Origin of the sequence: Pseudomonas abietaniphila, from assembly GCF_900100795.1 — a bacterium.
In the GTDB taxonomy this organism is placed as follows: Bacteria; Pseudomonadota; Gammaproteobacteria; order Pseudomonadales; family Pseudomonadaceae; genus Aquipseudomonas; species Aquipseudomonas abietaniphila.
Genome location: NZ_FNCO01000009.1, coordinates 127915 through 142422 on the forward strand (window position 1 = coordinate 127915; position 14508 = coordinate 142422).

The 14508-nt window shown below is 60.8% G+C and carries 16 protein-coding genes; 6 read left to right on the forward strand and 10 right to left on the reverse strand.

Annotated features, from left to right (window positions below):
- Positions 1-131 precede the first annotated feature (131 nt).
- From BLS87_RS18295 to BLS87_RS18305, 3 genes are all read left to right on the forward strand, one after another.
- Complete coding sequence (locus BLS87_RS18295) at positions 132-869, forward strand: lipopolysaccharide kinase InaA family protein (RefSeq protein WP_074754189.1); 738 nt, start codon at positions 132-134, stop codon at positions 867-869.
- Positions 870-1040: 171 nt separating this feature from the next.
- Entirely contained in the window at positions 1041-1421 is a 381-nt protein-coding gene (locus BLS87_RS18300; RefSeq protein WP_074754191.1) for a hypothetical protein, read from the forward strand.
- Positions 1422-1554: 133 nt separating this feature from the next.
- Positions 1555-1899, forward strand: coding sequence for a hypothetical protein (locus BLS87_RS18305; RefSeq protein WP_074754193.1), 345 nt, complete (start codon positions 1555-1557; stop codon positions 1897-1899).
- Between the two features lie 19 nt (positions 1900-1918).
- Here the strand turns inward: BLS87_RS18305 and BLS87_RS18310 are convergent, their stop codons facing one another.
- From BLS87_RS18310 to BLS87_RS18325, 4 genes are all read right to left on the reverse strand, one after another.
- Positions 1919-2422, reverse strand: coding sequence for a GNAT family N-acetyltransferase (locus tag BLS87_RS18310; protein WP_074754195.1), 504 nt, complete (start codon positions 2420-2422; stop codon positions 1919-1921).
- 100 nt (positions 2423-2522) lie between these two features.
- Entirely contained in the window at positions 2523-3821 is a 1299-nt protein-coding gene (locus tag BLS87_RS18315) for a dicarboxylate/amino acid:cation symporter (RefSeq protein WP_074754197.1), read from the reverse strand.
- 36 nt (positions 3822-3857) lie between these two features.
- Positions 3858-4799, reverse strand: a complete 942-nt coding sequence (locus tag BLS87_RS18320; RefSeq protein ID WP_074754199.1) for a D-2-hydroxyacid dehydrogenase — start codon at positions 4797-4799, stop codon at positions 3858-3860.
- A 44-nt stretch (positions 4800-4843) separates the two neighbouring features.
- Positions 4844-5800, reverse strand: a complete 957-nt coding sequence (locus tag BLS87_RS18325; RefSeq protein WP_074754201.1) for a hydroxymethylglutaryl-CoA lyase — start codon at positions 5798-5800, stop codon at positions 4844-4846.
- Positions 5801-5913: 113 nt separating this feature from the next.
- Here BLS87_RS18325 and BLS87_RS18330 point away from each other — a divergent pair, with 113 nt between their 5' ends.
- Positions 5914-6822 carry a LysR family transcriptional regulator gene (locus tag BLS87_RS18330; protein ID WP_074754477.1) on the forward strand — a complete coding sequence of 303 codons (909 nt, stop codon included), beginning with the start codon at positions 5914-5916 and terminating at the stop codon, positions 6820-6822.
- A 67-nt stretch (positions 6823-6889) separates the two neighbouring features.
- Here BLS87_RS18330 and BLS87_RS18335 read toward each other — a convergent pair whose 3' ends face one another.
- The 3 genes from BLS87_RS18335 to BLS87_RS18345 form a co-directional block, all read right to left on the reverse strand.
- Positions 6890-8458 carry an alkaline phosphatase D family protein gene (locus BLS87_RS18335; protein ID WP_074754203.1) on the reverse strand — a complete coding sequence of 523 codons (1569 nt, stop codon included), beginning with the start codon at positions 8456-8458 and terminating at the stop codon, positions 6890-6892.
- 137 nt (positions 8459-8595) lie between these two features.
- The gene (locus BLS87_RS18340) at positions 8596-9783 is read right to left on the reverse strand and encodes a GAF domain-containing sensor histidine kinase (protein WP_074754205.1); all 1188 of its coding nucleotides are present in this window, start codon (positions 9781-9783) and stop codon (positions 8596-8598) included.
- 126 nt (positions 9784-9909) lie between these two features.
- Entirely contained in the window at positions 9910-10824 is a 915-nt protein-coding gene (locus tag BLS87_RS18345) for a LysR family transcriptional regulator (protein ID WP_074754207.1), read from the reverse strand.
- A gap of 145 nt (positions 10825-10969) precedes the next feature.
- Here BLS87_RS18345 and BLS87_RS18350 point away from each other — a divergent pair, with 145 nt between their 5' ends.
- Entirely contained in the window at positions 10970-11374 is a 405-nt protein-coding gene (locus BLS87_RS18350) for a RidA family protein (RefSeq protein ID WP_074754209.1), read from the forward strand.
- On the opposite strand, the gene BLS87_RS18355 is transcribed toward BLS87_RS18350, so the two are convergent.
- Entirely contained in the window at positions 11371-11907 is a 537-nt protein-coding gene (locus BLS87_RS18355; RefSeq protein WP_074754211.1) for a GNAT family N-acetyltransferase, read from the reverse strand. The genes BLS87_RS18350 and BLS87_RS18355 overlap by 4 nt on opposite strands.
- Positions 11908-12234: 327 nt before the next feature.
- On the opposite strand from BLS87_RS18355, the gene BLS87_RS18360 reads away from it, so the two are divergent.
- Positions 12235-12501 (forward strand): hypothetical protein, encoded by a 267-nt coding sequence (locus tag BLS87_RS18360; protein WP_074754213.1) that lies wholly within the window; start codon positions 12235-12237, stop codon positions 12499-12501.
- A gap of 67 nt (positions 12502-12568) precedes the next feature.
- Here the strand turns inward: BLS87_RS18360 and BLS87_RS18365 are convergent, their stop codons facing one another.
- A complete protein-coding gene (locus tag BLS87_RS18365) occupies positions 12569-13006 on the reverse strand; it encodes a RidA family protein (RefSeq protein ID WP_074754215.1) in 438 nt (145 codons plus the stop codon).
- 67 nt (positions 13007-13073) lie between these two features.
- Positions 13074-14399 carry a flavin-containing monooxygenase gene (locus BLS87_RS18370; protein WP_074754217.1) on the reverse strand — a complete coding sequence of 442 codons (1326 nt, stop codon included), beginning with the start codon at positions 14397-14399 and terminating at the stop codon, positions 13074-13076.
- Positions 14400-14508 lie beyond the last annotated feature (109 nt).

Here is a 14508-nt window from a genome sequence, read left to right on the forward strand (position 1 = left end):
CATTGGAACACCAGACATCGACCAGCGGTATACGTCAGCACCCACTTTCCCGTCAGACTGGTGTGAAACTTGCGAAGGATCACGCTTTATCGCTGAGTGTTGAGCTTAGTGATTCGCGAACAGGAGCAACGATGCTGGCACAACACGAAAAGAACTTTGATTACTGGTGGAATACTTCGGGACCGTGGGTTGAAGAGCCTAATGTCCGCAGAAGCGGAACCAGCGGCGTACAGCGCGTCATGCATGACGGGAAACTGGTCTATGTAAAGCGCCAGACCGGGCACCTGTCCCGCAGCATCCGCTATCCCTTCGGGCGGCCCACGGTCATGCGCGAAGGCAAGGCACTGTCGAAGTTATTGCAACTTGGCGTCACAGCGCCTTCCCCTATTTTTTACGGCGCGCAGAAAGTGGATGGCATTTGGCGCGGGATTCTGGTGACCAAGGATCTAGGCGGCTTTCAAGACCTGGACACCTGGTATTCGGAGGGTGGCCGGACTCGACTCACCGAAGACGAGCACCTGAAAATCCTGGATCAACTGGCCCAGCTTTTATCCCGCATGCACTTGGCCCGTTGGCAACATGGCTGCATGCGTTCGAAGCATATTTTCATCAGGGTCAGGAACGGCACCGCTGGCCATGAATTCGACCTTGCACTGCTGGACCTTGAGAAATCCCACGGGCGACTCACGGCCCTGGGCGCCGCGCGGCACGACATTCCCCAACTCAGGCGCCACTCTTTCTGGAGCGAGTCGGAGTGGCAGGCCCTCATGTCGTGCTATGAATCGAGTCTGGGTAAAACGATCGCCCGGTCCAGCCGGCAGCATCGTCTGGGCCAAAAGCGACCGCATCCCGCAGAGCGAAACGTCTAGGCCGGAGGGGATGTAAGTCCGGACGTCTCTCACAGGTGCAGCAAGTAGGGCGATGTAAAACGAAAATCCTGACCCTTTACTCAACGTTTACCGAGTCTGGACGTTCGTTTACACGCAATGGGTGTTTCATAGATCCATGGCGAACCCAAACACATCGCCTGAGGAGACACCATGTTTTCGAAGATGACCCAAGCCTTGATCCTGTCCGGTTGCCTGGTCGCTGGGGGTGCAGCATCCGCCGGTGAACGCAACGTGATAGTGCCCGTCATCGCCGGGGCCGCCGTGGGTGCCGTATTGGCCACCGCGCTCAGCAATTCGGGCCATGATCACTACCGCCCTCAGTACCCGCAATACCGACCGCAGCCGCGTTATCAACCGCAGTACCAGTACCAGCCGGTAGCGTATGTGCCGGTGGCCACTCGGGTTGAATACCGCCGCTTCGCCCCGCCACCGCCTCACGGCTATTACCACGGTGGCTATGATCGCCGGGGCTGGGATAACCGAGGCCACGATCGAGGTTACGACCATGGCCGTGGCGACGGTCGCTGGTAAATCGCTGTAGACAAAAAGGCCGCCGTCATCACTGACGGCGGTTTTTTGCATGGTATCGGTCTACCCTGACTGTGCAACGAGGTTGCAGCGCCAAGCTGCGCCCACACTCGACGCTGTTGTTCAGGGGGTCTGCATGCACCGACTTTGGCAACGTTATCTGGTGTTACTCGACAACGATCTCAGCCCCAAAATATTCGACAACTTTAAAAACATGGTGCTGTGTGCCCTGTTGCTTGCAGCGGGCACGGATGCTCTACGCAAGGGGCATTCGTTGTTCATGAGTCCCGTGGACTCCAGCACCACCGGCTGGGGCCTGATCGCGATCGCCGCGATCCTGATGGTGCTGAACCTCAGCGACGGTATTCGCCGGTTGGCCCGTCTGCGGTATCACATCGTCTGGCAGATCATGATCGTCGTCCTGTACGTGTTTATCTCGGAACGCGTGGTGGAATTGGTATGGAACTACCGGGCCGAGTAATAAAGCGCTGACCGAGGCATCAGATCGCACGAACGAACCGGCGCTCAGCGGCCACCGCGTCGCTTTTCAAAGGGGGCTCTGGCAGAAACCCGCAGCGCTCCAGGACTTTTGTTGAACCCGCATTCTCCGGGAACACGTACGCCACCAGTTGCGTCAGCGCCCAGCGCGTCTGTGCCTGCCCGATCAGGTGTTCCAGCGCATGGGTCGCCAGTCCCTGGCCGCAGGCGCTTTGCGCGATCCGATAGCCGACTTCTGCAAGGCGTGCAGTCGTGTCGATACCTTTCAAGTTGGCGCGGCCGACGATTCTTCCCGATGAGTCCTCGATCACGAAAGGATGCCAGACACCTCGCGCAAAATCGGACAGATACCCGTCGATGTGCTCGGTAACGCCCTCCACTGAGTAGAACGAAGGCGCGCGGGCATCGATGTGGGACTCGAACCACGCGCGGTTCTGCGTTTCGAATGCCAGCAGTGCTTCGATATCGGTGCGGAGCAGTTCGCGAACACTGAATGACTCCCTCAAATCCCTCTCCTTTTTTCATCGGTGCATGGCGGCGCAGGTCGGATGCGCTGCCGGCATAGTGCCCGAGAATCGCCTTTCAGTGCACCCGCGTCCGGCAGACTCAGCCCAGTTCACGCTGCAGTTGCTCGCGGTCCAGCGCGCCGTCCCACCGCGCGACGAACAAGGTCGCCACACCGTTGCCGATCACATTGATCAGCGCACCACCTTCCGAGATGAAACGGTAGACCCCCAACACCAGCACCAGCCCGGCAGCGGGAATCACATCGACCGAGGAGAGAGTCGCCGCCAAGGTAATGAACGCGCCGCCCGTCACGCTGGCCGCGCCCTTGGAGGTCAGCAGCAGAATCAGCAACAGCGTCACCTGGTGGTACAGCGAGACATCAATGTCCAGCGCCTGGGCGATGAACATCGCCAGCACGGTCATGTTGATGCAACTGCCGTCCAGGTTGAAGCAATAGCCCGACGGCACGACCAGGCCGACGGTGGATTTCTCGCAGCCCAGCTTCTCAAGCTTGTCCATCAAACGCGGCAGCGCCGATTCCGACGACGACGTGCCCAATACCAGCACGAGTTCTTCACGAATGTACTTGAGGAATTTCCACAGACTGAAACCCGCCAGCCACGCGACGATGTTCAACACCACAAACACGAACACCAACGCAGTCAGGTAATAACACACCAGCAGGTTGGCGTAGGCGCCCAAGGACTGAACGCCGTACTTGCCGACCGTGAACGCCATGCCGCCGAATGCGCCGAGCGGCGCGACATACATCACGATCTTCAGCATGCGGAAGAACGCCTTGGCCACCAGGTCAATGATCGCCAACAGCGGTTTGCCTGCCTCGCCCAGCAATTGGAGGCCAAAGGCGAAGAGCACCGAAATGAACAGCACCTGCAGGATCTCGCCTTCAGCGAAGGCACCGAACACCGTGCCCGGCACGATGTGCGTCAAGAAGCCCACCACGCTCTGGTCATGGGCGGCCTTGGCGTAGCCTGCGATCGCCGATGAGTCGAGCGACGCGGGGTCGATGTGCATGCCTGCCCCAGGCTTGAGCACGTTGACGCCAATCAACCCGATGACCAGCGCGATCGTGGTCAGCACCTCGAAATAGATCAGCGATTTGAACCCGATACGGCCGATGCGCTTGAGGCTCTGCATGCTGGCAATGCCGCTGACGACGGTGCAGAAGATGATCGGCGCAATGAGCATCTTGATGAGTTTGATGAAGGTGTCGCCCAACGGCTTCATCTGCTCGCCGAGCGCGGGACTGAAATGCCCGAGCACGATGCCCAGCAGAATGGCCGCGAGCACCTGAACGTACAGGTGATGATAGAACGGCTTGCGGCGCGGCGAGTGCACGGCGGCGGTATCGATCGTAGAGCTGATTGTTTTTGTCATGGCTCTGCCTTATGAGGTTGTTCAGGGGAATGCGGTTCAGGTCACCACGTTGATGGGCGCACCGGCGGCGAAGGCGGCGATGTTGGCGGTCAGTACTGTTTTCAAACGCGCCACGCTGCTCTGGCTGGCCCAGGCCACGTGCGGCGTGACGATAAGGTTGGGGTGCGTACAGTGCAGCAACGGATGGTCGGCCTGCGGGGGTTCTGCATAGAGCACGTCCAGCGCCGCGCCGCCCAGTCGACCATTGGCAAGACCGGCCAGCACCGCGTTTTCGTCCACCAACGGACCGCGGGCGGTGTTGATGAGCAGCGCGCCAGGTTTCATGCGGGCGATTTGCGCCGCGCCGATCAGGTATCGGGTGTGCGACGTCAGCGGGCAGTGAAGGGTCAGTGCGTCGGCCTTTGCGAGCACGTCATCGAACGCGGTGTAGCCCTCACGCACGCGCGAAACACCGCGATGCTCTGCAAACAGGACATTGATCTCCAGCGCGCGGGCAAGGCGTGCCACACGACTGCCGATGTCACCCCGACCCACGATGCCCAGCGTTGATCCCTGAAGGTCCTGGATCGGCGCTCCATGCACACAGAAATGCGAAGACGTCGGCCATTCGGTTGCAGCGGCGGCGCGATACGCCATCAGATGACGGCGCAGCGCGAACAGTGACGCGATGACCGACTCGGCGACGCTGACGGCGCTGTAAGCCGGTACGTTGCAGACCGTCACGCCCTGATCGCGGCACGCGGCGATGTCGACACAGTCGTAACCGGTCGCCGCCACGCAGATGAGCTTGAGCCTCGGAAGATGCGCCAGCGCCGCACGGTCGATCCGGACTTTGTTGGTGATCGCGACGTCGGCCAGCGCCAGTGCATCGAGGACCTGGTCCTGGGGCGTTGTTTCACGCACCGTCCATTCACGGGCTTCGGGCGGACGCGCCAAGGGAGACGGCAGGCTTGCGCCGTCGAGAAAAACGATGTTCATGGCAAGTGCTCTTTTGTGACGTTGTGAGGGTGTGCGGGCCTGCGTCAACCCCGCTCGGCGTTGGCGACCTGTTTGCTCAGCGTGTGAACGTGCTCGGGCACGGGATGCAGGTCCAGTCGGCGACCGGCTTTGAGCACCTGACCGGGGGTGTCGTGGCCGATCAATCCCGGCAACCGCGCCGACGCCGCCAGCACGCGCTCAAGGTCCATTCCGGTCTGATACCCCATGAGGTCGAGCATGTGCACGAGGTCTTCCATGCACACGTTGCCGCTGGCACCGGGCGCATAAGGACACCCGCCAAGCCCACCGAGCGAAGCATCAAAGCGATCGACACCGGCCTGCAGTGCGCCCAACGTGTTGGCCAGCGCCATGCCGCGGGTGTTGTGGAAATGCAGGGTCAGCTGCAAGTGAGGAAAACGTTCGCGCACCTGTCGGGACAGCGCCTGAACCTGCGAGGGATAGGCCATGCCGGTCGTATCGCACAACGTCACACCGCGCACGCCCAGCGCGGCAAAACGATCAATCCAGGCGAGCACCTCATCGGCCGACATCTCGCCTTGCATCGGGCAACCAAAGACAGTTGAAAGCGATACGTTGACCGCAACCGGCCCCTGCCCTATTACCCCGATGACATCGGTCAACTGGGCGAACGATTGCTCACGCGTCATGCGCAGATTGGAGCGGTTGTGCGGTTCGCTGACCGACATCACCAGATTCGCCTCATCGATCCCGCACCCCAATGCGCGTTCGGCACCGCGGACATTGGGCACCAGCACCGTGTACTCGACCCCGGGCCGGCGGGTGATGCCGGCCATGACGGCCTCAGCGTCGCGCAGCGCGGGAATCGCCTTGGGCGAGGTGAAAGAGGTGACCTCGATCTTGGCGTAACCGCACTCGCTCAGCGCATCAATGAGGGCGATCTTGTCGTCGGTTTCGATAAAGGTTTTTTCGTTCTGGAAACCGTCGCGTGTCGCCACTTCCTGCATGAACAGACGTTTCATTCTGGCTGCCTCTCCCGGGCCTTGTCTTGGCTGGATGATCGGCGCAAACCCGAGCGATGAGAATTTCAAAGATTTCCATTATGCTTTCCGAAACGGAAACACTGGGTGTACCCATGCATAACGTGCTTCAGCTGGATCTGGTGTCCCTGCGCCTGCTGGTGCTGGCGGCGGAAAGCGAAAACCTCACCAAGGCTGCGGACAGTGCTCACCTCACCGTGTCGGCCGCCAGCAAGCGCCTGGCAGAGCTGGAGCGCATCACCGACTGCACCCTGTTCGTAAGGCTTCCAAGGGGCCTGCAACTGACGCCGGCCGGACGGGGTCTGGCTGAACACGCGCGCCATATTCTGGAAAGCGCGCAGCGTATGGCCCATGACGCCAGTGATTTTTCCAACGGCGTACGCGGCCACGTAAGGTTGTTCGCCAACACCTCGGCGGTCATCCAGTTCTTGCCCAAGGACCTCAATACTTTCCTTTCAGCCAACCCACACGTACGCATCGGCATGGAAGAAGCACTGAGCGAGATGACCATTCAGGCCGTGGAAGACGGTCGTGCCGACATCGGGATCTTCGCCGACAACGTCCCCGCCCCTAATCTGGACCTGCGGCCTTACCGGCGGGACCGGCTGGTGGTGCTGGTGCCTCGCGATCATCCCTTGGCGCAGCGGTCATCCGTGCGGTTTACCGAGACGCTGGACTGTGACTACGTGGCATTGAATCAGGGGAGTTCGCTGCTCAAGCGCATCAGCGACGCGGCCCACAGCGCGGGGAAAGGGCTGAAGGTTCGCATCCAGGTCAGCAGCTTCGACGGTATCTGCCGGATGATCGACGCCGGTCTCGGTATCGGAATTCTGCCGCTGGGTTCAGTGCAGCCCGCCCTGCTGGAAAGCACGCTGACCGCGATCCCGCTGCAAGACCCATGGGCCGCGCGCACGCTGTTCGTCGGCGTGGCGTCGGGAGCACGCCTGTCTCCCGAAGCCGCGAACCTGTTCGCTTTTCTGACCAGCCTGGAGGACGAAGCCTGACCGGCGCCTTGAGGGGCCTCAACCTGTCAGCCACTCAAGCGCACACCCGAGTTCAGGGAAGGACCGCTCAGGGGCCCGCTTTCACGACCGGATCAATGACCTGAGTGACCAGATGGTCCAGACCTTCCACGTGCCAATTGATCCAGAGCCGCGCGCGGGGATCGTTTTCGTCCGGCTCGATCGCCATCCAGTTCCTCGCAGGAATCAGGTACCGTCCTCGGGTGCCGATCGGCAGCATCGTCCCGGTGATTTTGTAATCGATCTGCTCCTGCCCGGCCCCAAGCGATTCCAGAAAATAGACCGCGAGCGCGGGTGGCGACGGGTGCACGACACCGGTCGAAATCAGCTGTTTGATCACACCCGCTCCGCCGACCGAATGTTGCTGAAGGGTCGACTCGATCGCGCACACGCCAGCGACGTGAACGTCACCCGACACCAAGGTCACCTTGCAGCCGTTTGTTGAACTCGCATAGTCAAGCAGGCGCATGATCAGACGCTTTCTTTCGTCCCGGTGTGGAAGGCTGCGCCAGTGATCGCGCAGGTCATCTTCAAGTTCCTGTTGGCCGGGCAGCAGGTCAAGCGCCTTCTCAGCGGCCTGCAGATCGAGATACCCCACCGGGATGCTGCTCATCACCAGCAGATGCCGCTGTCCTTTGACCTTGTCCAGCCAGGCGAAAATGGCGTCCCAACTCTGCGCGGAAATAATCTGGGTGGGCGTGAAGTCGCCCCGTTTGAAATCGGGGTGGCGTTCCGTTCGCAGGTCCGGGACCAGAATCGAGAGACCGCCCAGGCCGGTGAACCCCATGTGAAAGCCGTCGGCGATGCCGGCGATCTGGCAAGGGTGTACGTCAGGGGACGGTTGAGCGGCGGGTTGCGTGATCAACTGTTGCTGGAAAATCCGGAAATACAGCCTGGCGGTTCGAAACAGCCCCTGAAAAACCGGACAGCTATGCAGGCCTTCGTCGTAGGAACCCCAGCCGTCCACAATGTCGTGGTCGTCCCACATCATGATCGACGGGATGGCCGCGAACATCCGGGCGGGCTCAGGCTGCTTCCAACGCTCCATGTAAAGCGTGGTGAAAAACGTGTCGAGGTCCGACTCGATCCCTTTGGTGAACGTCGCAGCGATCCGGCCGTCCATGCCTTTCGCGAACCAGTCCTTCATGGACTTCACACGACCGCGCATCTCATCGCTGTAGACCTGATCGCCGCCCAACAACAAAAGGTGATAAGGCGTACGCTGATGCACCGCGGCCATGTCGTCCCAGCGATCGTTTTTCTTGTCGACCTTGTCCATCAGCTTCGGGTCCGAAAACCCGTTGCACGAGGCATACGCCATACGCGGCGCCTGGCCCCTGGCGGGCACTTCAAAGGAGGCCGGCTGGTCGTCAATGCTCAGGTTAAAGGTCTTTTTACTGGTGCCTTGAGCAACCTTCACATCGATACGCCACACCCGGTATTGCGGTTTCAGCAGCGGGATGTCTGCCAATGGCACCGGCTTGCCAGCCGTAAGGCCCGCATCCTTCGTAACCTTCGGCGAGGGGCTGTCGAGAGGCGTGACAACCAAGGCGGACACGTTGTAATCAGGGTCGGAACAACCACGAAACTGAAGCACAGGACCGAGTAACACACTCATACATTTCATCCTTTGAAGGTCGAGGTGAACGCCAAGTCATGCCGGTCTTTGCACTGCTTACCCACTGCGCATCGCTGGCGAAGGCAATACGGTTGCAACGACTCATACTAGCTTCGTTTTACGATACCGATAGCCCGCTAGAGTCTGGCCGCAAACCGCGCCACGAAGCACGTGCCCTGATCCGGCGACGAACTGACCGAAAGCGTGCCGCCATGGCCCTCAAGAATCTGCGAAGCGATGTAAAGCCCGAGGCCCAGGCCTTCTCCCCTTTGCCCTCCATCCGAGCGCTTGAAGGGCTGAAAGAGCAGCGGCATCAATGCAGCGGGAATGCACGCCCCGTGATTGGTCACCGACAAAACAAAATCATCGCCTTCGGTTTTTGCCACGATCCTGACCGGCGATTCGCGGGTGCCATGGGTCACGGCGTTGCCCACCAGATTGGACAGCAACTGCCCGATGCGCGTCGGATCACAATAAATGTCCGCCGGGATCGCGAAGTCCTGCTCAATCTGCACATCCGGCTCCGACGCCTGGATCTCCGCAATGACCGAACTGAACACGCCTTGCAGATCGTCCACCCGCATGCGCCTTACCGGAATCCCGCCGCCGAGTCGGCCACGGGCGAAATCCAGCACGTCCTCGATCAAGGCGCCCATCCGCTGCGAGCTCTTGCGGATCGCGCTGGCCAGTCCGCGTTCGCGTTTGTCCTCGAGTCTGGACTCAAGCAGGTCGGCACTCATGCGGATGGCGCTGAGGGGCGTGCGCAGGTCATGGCCGAGCACGGCAATGAACTGCTCGCGCAGACGACCGGCTTGGGTCGCATCGGCCAGGGCGTTTTCAGACTTTTCCAGATCGCTCCGCAAATCCAGGTGCATCGCAATCAACTGAGCAAATAACCCCAAGGTTTTGAGGACAGCGCACTCGTCGAAATGCGCAGGCACCGTGTCGATCGCGCAAAGGGTGCCGAAAAACTCGCCATTGGCCTTGACGATCGGGATCGAGGCATAGCTTTCCAGCTGATAGGTTTTGGGCGTGTGATGCTGCGCGTACACCGGATGCTCACTGGCGTGGGTGAAGACCACGGGTTGACGGCTCTGCCGGATTTCATGGCAGATCGTCGATTCAAGGAGCAACTCGCCACCGGGTTTCAGGCCGAAGTTGATCGAGTCATCGACCGCCAACGCCACCCAGTGCGCATCCGTGACCCGTGCGACCGCCGCAAAGCGCATGCCGGTCACATGCTTGACCATGTCCAGAATGATCGGGACGGCGTCGATCCTGGCGACGGCGGCGATATCCTGGGTAAACGCATCGTTTTCAGACATCGGTTCGCCTGGAGAGTGAATAAATAAAGGTCGCTGTCATCACAACGCGCTCGATCTTAACGCAACGGTCAGGAAAACGAATGCTGAATCCCGCCACCGCGAGGCGTTCTCGCCTTCGCCGTGTCGTCAGCCGACGACCGGCGCATGCTCGGCCATCAACTCGATCATCCAGTCGATGAACACCCGCAGCTTGATGCTGATGTGCCGATTGGGCGGAAACGCAACGAACATGGGCATGGTGTCCAGACGCCAGTCCTCGAACAACGGCAGCAGTTCGCCGCTCGCCAGTGACGCCCTGGCCATGTAATGCGGCAACCAGAGCATGCCCATCCCGGCCACCCCAGCCGCCATGTAGGCATTGCCGTCGTCCACGGACACCGCGTAACGGCCTTGCACCTGGACGGTTTCTTCGCCTTTGCGCATGACCATCGCAAACAGCTTGCCGGTACGCGCCCAGCGATAGCCCACGATGCGATGATGCGTGTCTTCCAGTTCTGCGGGGTGCGCTGGCCGTCCTGCCCGCGCCAGATAATGGGGCGCCGCATAAACCCCCAGCTGCAGATCGCCGATACGCCGCGCCATCAGCGATTGATCGGTCAACTCACCGCCGCGCACCACACAATCGATGTGCTCGCCGATGATGTCGACCATGCGATCACTGACACCCAGGTCGAGCTGGATGTCGGGGTAGCGTGCGTGAAACGCAGGCAGCGCCGGAATCAGGATCAAGCGCGCAAACGGACTCGGAACGTCCACCCGCAACCGTCCACGGGGCAACGTCGCCGCGCTCGACAAGCCGGTTTCCGCATCGTCCAGATCGGCCAGCACCCGCACTGCGCGCTCGTAATACGCGGCGCCATCGGCCGTCACGTTAACCTTGCGTGTGGTGCGGTTGAGCAGCTTGACCCGCAGGCGCGCTTCCAGTTGTTGCACCAGTTGGGTCACGCTGGTCTTGCTCATGTGCAGTGTGCCGGCGGCCTTGGTGAAACTGCCGGTTTCCACGACGCGAACAAAGGCCTGCATTGCATCAAAACGGTCCATCGCCACTCCCGAAAATGAAGGGGATTGTTTGGGATTTACAAACAGTCCTGATCAAGGTTGCTCGTTTATCGGCCGCACGCAAGCGCTTTACAGTCTCTTCATCGTCACTAACGGGTCACACCCGACCCACAGATGGAGGCTGCACATGACAGTTCGCAACGTGGTTTTCCCAGCCGGACGCCAGGCGCTTTACGACATCAACCGGTATTCGCCGGCCATCAAATCCAACGGTCTGCTGTTCGTCTCGGGACAGGTCGGCAGCCGCGAAGACGGCTCGCCCGAGCCCGACCTTCAGGCGCAGGTCAGGCTGGCTTTCAACAACCTCAACGCCATCCTCGATGCGGCAGGTTGCACGTTTGATGACGTGATCGACGTCACGGTCTTCATCGTCGATCCGCAATCGCGGTTCGAAAGGATATGGGAAGTGGTGCCGGAATTCTGGGGTCAGGCCCCGCACCCGACAGTGACGGCGGTCGGGGTGACCTGGCTGTACGGTTTTGATTTCGAGATCAAGGTCATTGCCAAATTGCCGGAGAGCGATGCCGCCTAATAACGCCCAGGGGCGGCGTCCTCACGCCGCAATCGATACACCAGACTCGCCGCCTGCCCCGGCACATCGTCCAGCGTGTCGATACGCAGCATGCCGACTTTTTCCAGCACGCGTATCGACGCCTGGTGGTGGGGCCTGACCACCGCGAAGACTTCCGGCACGTGCAGCTCGGTGAACGCATAGTCAAGCGCCGCCTGACTGAGTTCCGTTGCGAAGCCTTTGCCCCACGCCTGAGTGCCGAACCGGTAACCCAGGTTCAGGCGTTCCACGTCGAGGTATTTACGCGCGTCGATCCCGCCGAAGCCGATGATGTCGTCGGGGGATTCCCGTGTGCAGATCACCCATTGTCCGTACCCATGAGCTTTCCAGTGGGCTATCCAGCCGTTCAGCAGCCACTGCGCTTGTTCGATGCTGGACAGAGGCCCGGATGGATTGAAGCGGTTGGTCGCCGGATCGCCATAAATGGCAAAAAGGCTGTCGAGGTCGTCAAGGACAGGTGGCCGCAAAACCAGTCGGGCGGTGGTTTTCTGCATGTCTGTGCGGCCTCTTGAGTCAGGTGGAAAACATTACCCACTTCCACTTCGCCCTGTATAGCCCCAAGACGTTTGTGAGGTGCCTTTGCGAGGATCCATGATCGCTCGGCAGCGACGGCGTGGAAAAAACAGAAGGGAGCGGGCTTTTTGTATCGCTCTGTGTACAGCCTTCGCAGTGATACATCCACCCTCATTTGCAGACAGCACCGGACACAGACGCGATACACCCAAGAGGTTTACTGGGCTCGTCGATCAGCGCAGCCCCTCACAGCGGCAACGCGATCAAAACCTGAAAACCCAATCGGTCATGACCGCAGGAGTTCACCCATGAAACGCCAGATCCTTCTCAGCATCGCACTGTCCGTACTCGCCGCCAACGTCTTCGCCGCCGATGGCGCGGAACACCTCAAACAGTTCCAGACAGCTCAGGCCGGTTCGCACATCGTCAATCAGCAACGCGTGGCGTCGGATGGCTCGGATCACCTGAAAGCCTTCCGCACCGCCGAGCGTGGCTCGGTGAGCTTCGACCTGAAGTCTGCCGAAACCGTCGCTGACGTGCGCGCCGAGTTCGGTTCGCAGTATCAGCGTTATTGATCCGCTGGCTGCAACGCGATGCGAACACCTGAAGCGACGACTCAGGCGGACCGCATCGCAGCGTGGCTTATGCCGGGTTTGCCTGCCAGTCGTCCGGGACCACCGCAATCACGTCGATTTCCATCAGCCACTGGGGCTGCCCCAACCCTGAAATCACCAGCCCTGTGGAAATCGGGAACACGCCCTTGAGCCACTTGCCGACCTCCTGATACACCGGCTCGCGATAGCGCGGGTCGATGATGTACGTGGTGGTCTTGACGATGTGCGACAGGTCGGAGCCCGCTTCTTCCAGCAGTTGCTTGACATTTTTCATGGCCTGTTCGGCTTGGGCGCGCGGGTCACCGAGGCCCACCAGATTGCCCTCAAAGTCGGTGCCGATCTGGCCACGCACATAGATGGTGTTGCCGGCCCGAACCGCCTGGCACAGGTCGTTGTCCAGCGACTGGTTCGGGTAGGTTTCTTTGGTGTTGAACATGCGAATGCGTGTGTGGGTTGGCTGCGCCATGTGAAGCTCCTCGAAAACACAAAACGGGTCGCGCCGCCGACAGGTGGGTCGGCACGGGTGTTCACGGTCAGGCAGTGACGACGGGGTGCCCTTGGGTCGCCGATACCGGCGCCACGGTTTGCGCGGCCTGGCGCTGCGCGGCGTCGCGGTATTCCAGGTAAGTGCGCTGGATCGCGATGTGGTCGGCCACGTACTTGGCGTCGTGCCACACACCCCAGATGAACGAAGACCCGCGTCGCGACTGCCATGGCAAACCGAGGAAGTAGATCCCCGACTCGGTGGACACCCCACGCTGATGAAGCGGTTTGCCCTTGGCGTCGAACGCATCGACCTTCAGCCAGCTGTAATCGGTGGCAAAGCCGGTCGCCCAGATGACGGTGGTGATGCCGGCCTTGGCCAGATCGAGCTCTAGAATCGGCGTGCTCATGCATTCAGGGTCGGGAAACACCCGGCGTGCTTCGGGCTCCAGCGGCAGGTCCAGGCCATTGCGTTCGATGTAGGCATCTGCAGCGTCCAGCACCGCCAGGTAGTTCTCATCGCCGCGCGCCAGGTTGTCGGCCAGGTCCGGTTGAAAGCTCACCACGCCATCGTTGAACCCGCGCGTCACGCCGACCAGCTTCATACCGCGCTGCGCCAGTTCTCGAAAGTCCACCGTACGGCCGCCATGGGCACCGCTGACCGCGATCGTCACGTGCTCGCGACCCGGCTTCATCGCGGCCTGGTCCCATTCGCCGAGCACGCCCAGCCACCAGCAGAAATCCCGGTTGCGATACGCGCGCGGTGGACGATCGTGCTGGCCCACCGACAGGTAGACCTGCCTGCCCGCTCGCTGAAGTTCGTCCGCAATCTGCGTACCGGAAGACCCGGCGCCCACGACCAGCACGGCGCCTTCCGGCAACTGCTGCGGGTTGCGGTACTGGGCGGAGTGAATCTGCGTCAGGCGTTCGTCTTTGGGTGCGATGGCGGGAATCACCGGGTGTTGAAACGGGCCGGTGGCCACCACCACGCGATTGGCTTCGATGACACCGTCGGACGTCTCCACCGTAAAGCCCGGACGTCCAACGTTACGCTCGACCTTGCGCACGTCGACGCCGGTGCGGATCGGTGCCTTGAATTTGCGCGCGTAGGCTTCGAAATAGTCGGCAACCCGCTCTTTGGGCGCAAAACCGTCCGGACTGAGGTCATCAAACTCGAGGCCCGGAAACCGGTCGTGCCAGGCGGGTCCGTTGGCGACCAGTGAATCCCAGCGGCCGCTGCGCCAGGCTTCCGCAATGCGGTTGCGCTCAAGGACCAGGTGAGGGATTCCGAGCCTGCTCAGGTGCTCACTCATGGCCACGCCTGCCTGACCGGCACCGACCACGAGCGTATCGATTTCTGTTTTTCCAGCTGTCATACCTGTGTCCTTCACGAAGGCGGGTGTGAGCGCATTCTGTGCAGGATCAGGGGATAGCGAAATTATGATTTTTGTCGTCGCAAAGCAGGAAAAAGCTAGGCCTGTGAAT

Bases quoted from the DNA above. Each gene is read 5' to 3' on its own strand.
- BLS87_RS18315 (WP_074754197.1), bottom strand. From the start codon at position 3,821: ATGACAAAAACAATCAGCTCTACGATCGATACCGCCGCCGTGCACTCG.
- BLS87_RS18305 (WP_074754193.1), top strand. From the start codon at position 1,555: ATGCACCGACTTTGGCAACGTTATCTGGTGTTACTCGACAACGATCTC.
- BLS87_RS18320 (WP_074754199.1), bottom strand. From the start codon at position 4,799: ATGAACATCGTTTTTCTCGACGGCGCAAGCCTGCCGTCTCCCTTGGCG.
- BLS87_RS18295 (WP_074754189.1), top strand. From the start codon at position 132: ATGCTGGCACAACACGAAAAGAACTTTGATTACTGGTGGAATACTTCG.
- BLS87_RS18340 (WP_074754205.1), bottom strand. From the start codon at position 9,783: ATGTCTGAAAACGATGCGTTTACCCAGGATATCGCCGCCGTCGCCAGG.
- BLS87_RS18360 (WP_074754213.1), top strand. From the start codon at position 12,235: ATGAAACGCCAGATCCTTCTCAGCATCGCACTGTCCGTACTCGCCGCC.
- BLS87_RS18330 (WP_074754477.1), top strand. From the start codon at position 5,914: ATGCATAACGTGCTTCAGCTGGATCTGGTGTCCCTGCGCCTGCTGGTG.
- BLS87_RS18345 (WP_074754207.1), bottom strand. From the start codon at position 10,824: ATGGACCGTTTTGATGCAATGCAGGCCTTTGTTCGCGTCGTGGAAACC.
- BLS87_RS18300 (WP_074754191.1), top strand. From the start codon at position 1,041: ATGTTTTCGAAGATGACCCAAGCCTTGATCCTGTCCGGTTGCCTGGTC.
- BLS87_RS18335 (WP_074754203.1), bottom strand. From the start codon at position 8,458: ATGAGTGTGTTACTCGGTCCTGTGCTTCAGTTTCGTGGTTGTTCCGAC.
- BLS87_RS18325 (WP_074754201.1), bottom strand. From the start codon at position 5,800: ATGAAACGTCTGTTCATGCAGGAAGTGGCGACACGCGACGGTTTCCAG.
- BLS87_RS18370 (WP_074754217.1), bottom strand. From the start codon at position 14,399: ATGACAGCTGGAAAAACAGAAATCGATACGCTCGTGGTCGGTGCCGGT.
- BLS87_RS18350 (WP_074754209.1), top strand. From the start codon at position 10,970: ATGACAGTTCGCAACGTGGTTTTCCCAGCCGGACGCCAGGCGCTTTAC.
- BLS87_RS18355 (WP_074754211.1), bottom strand. From the start codon at position 11,907: ATGCAGAAAACCACCGCCCGACTGGTTTTGCGGCCACCTGTCCTTGAC.
- BLS87_RS18365 (WP_074754215.1), bottom strand. From the start codon at position 13,006: ATGGCGCAGCCAACCCACACACGCATTCGCATGTTCAACACCAAAGAA.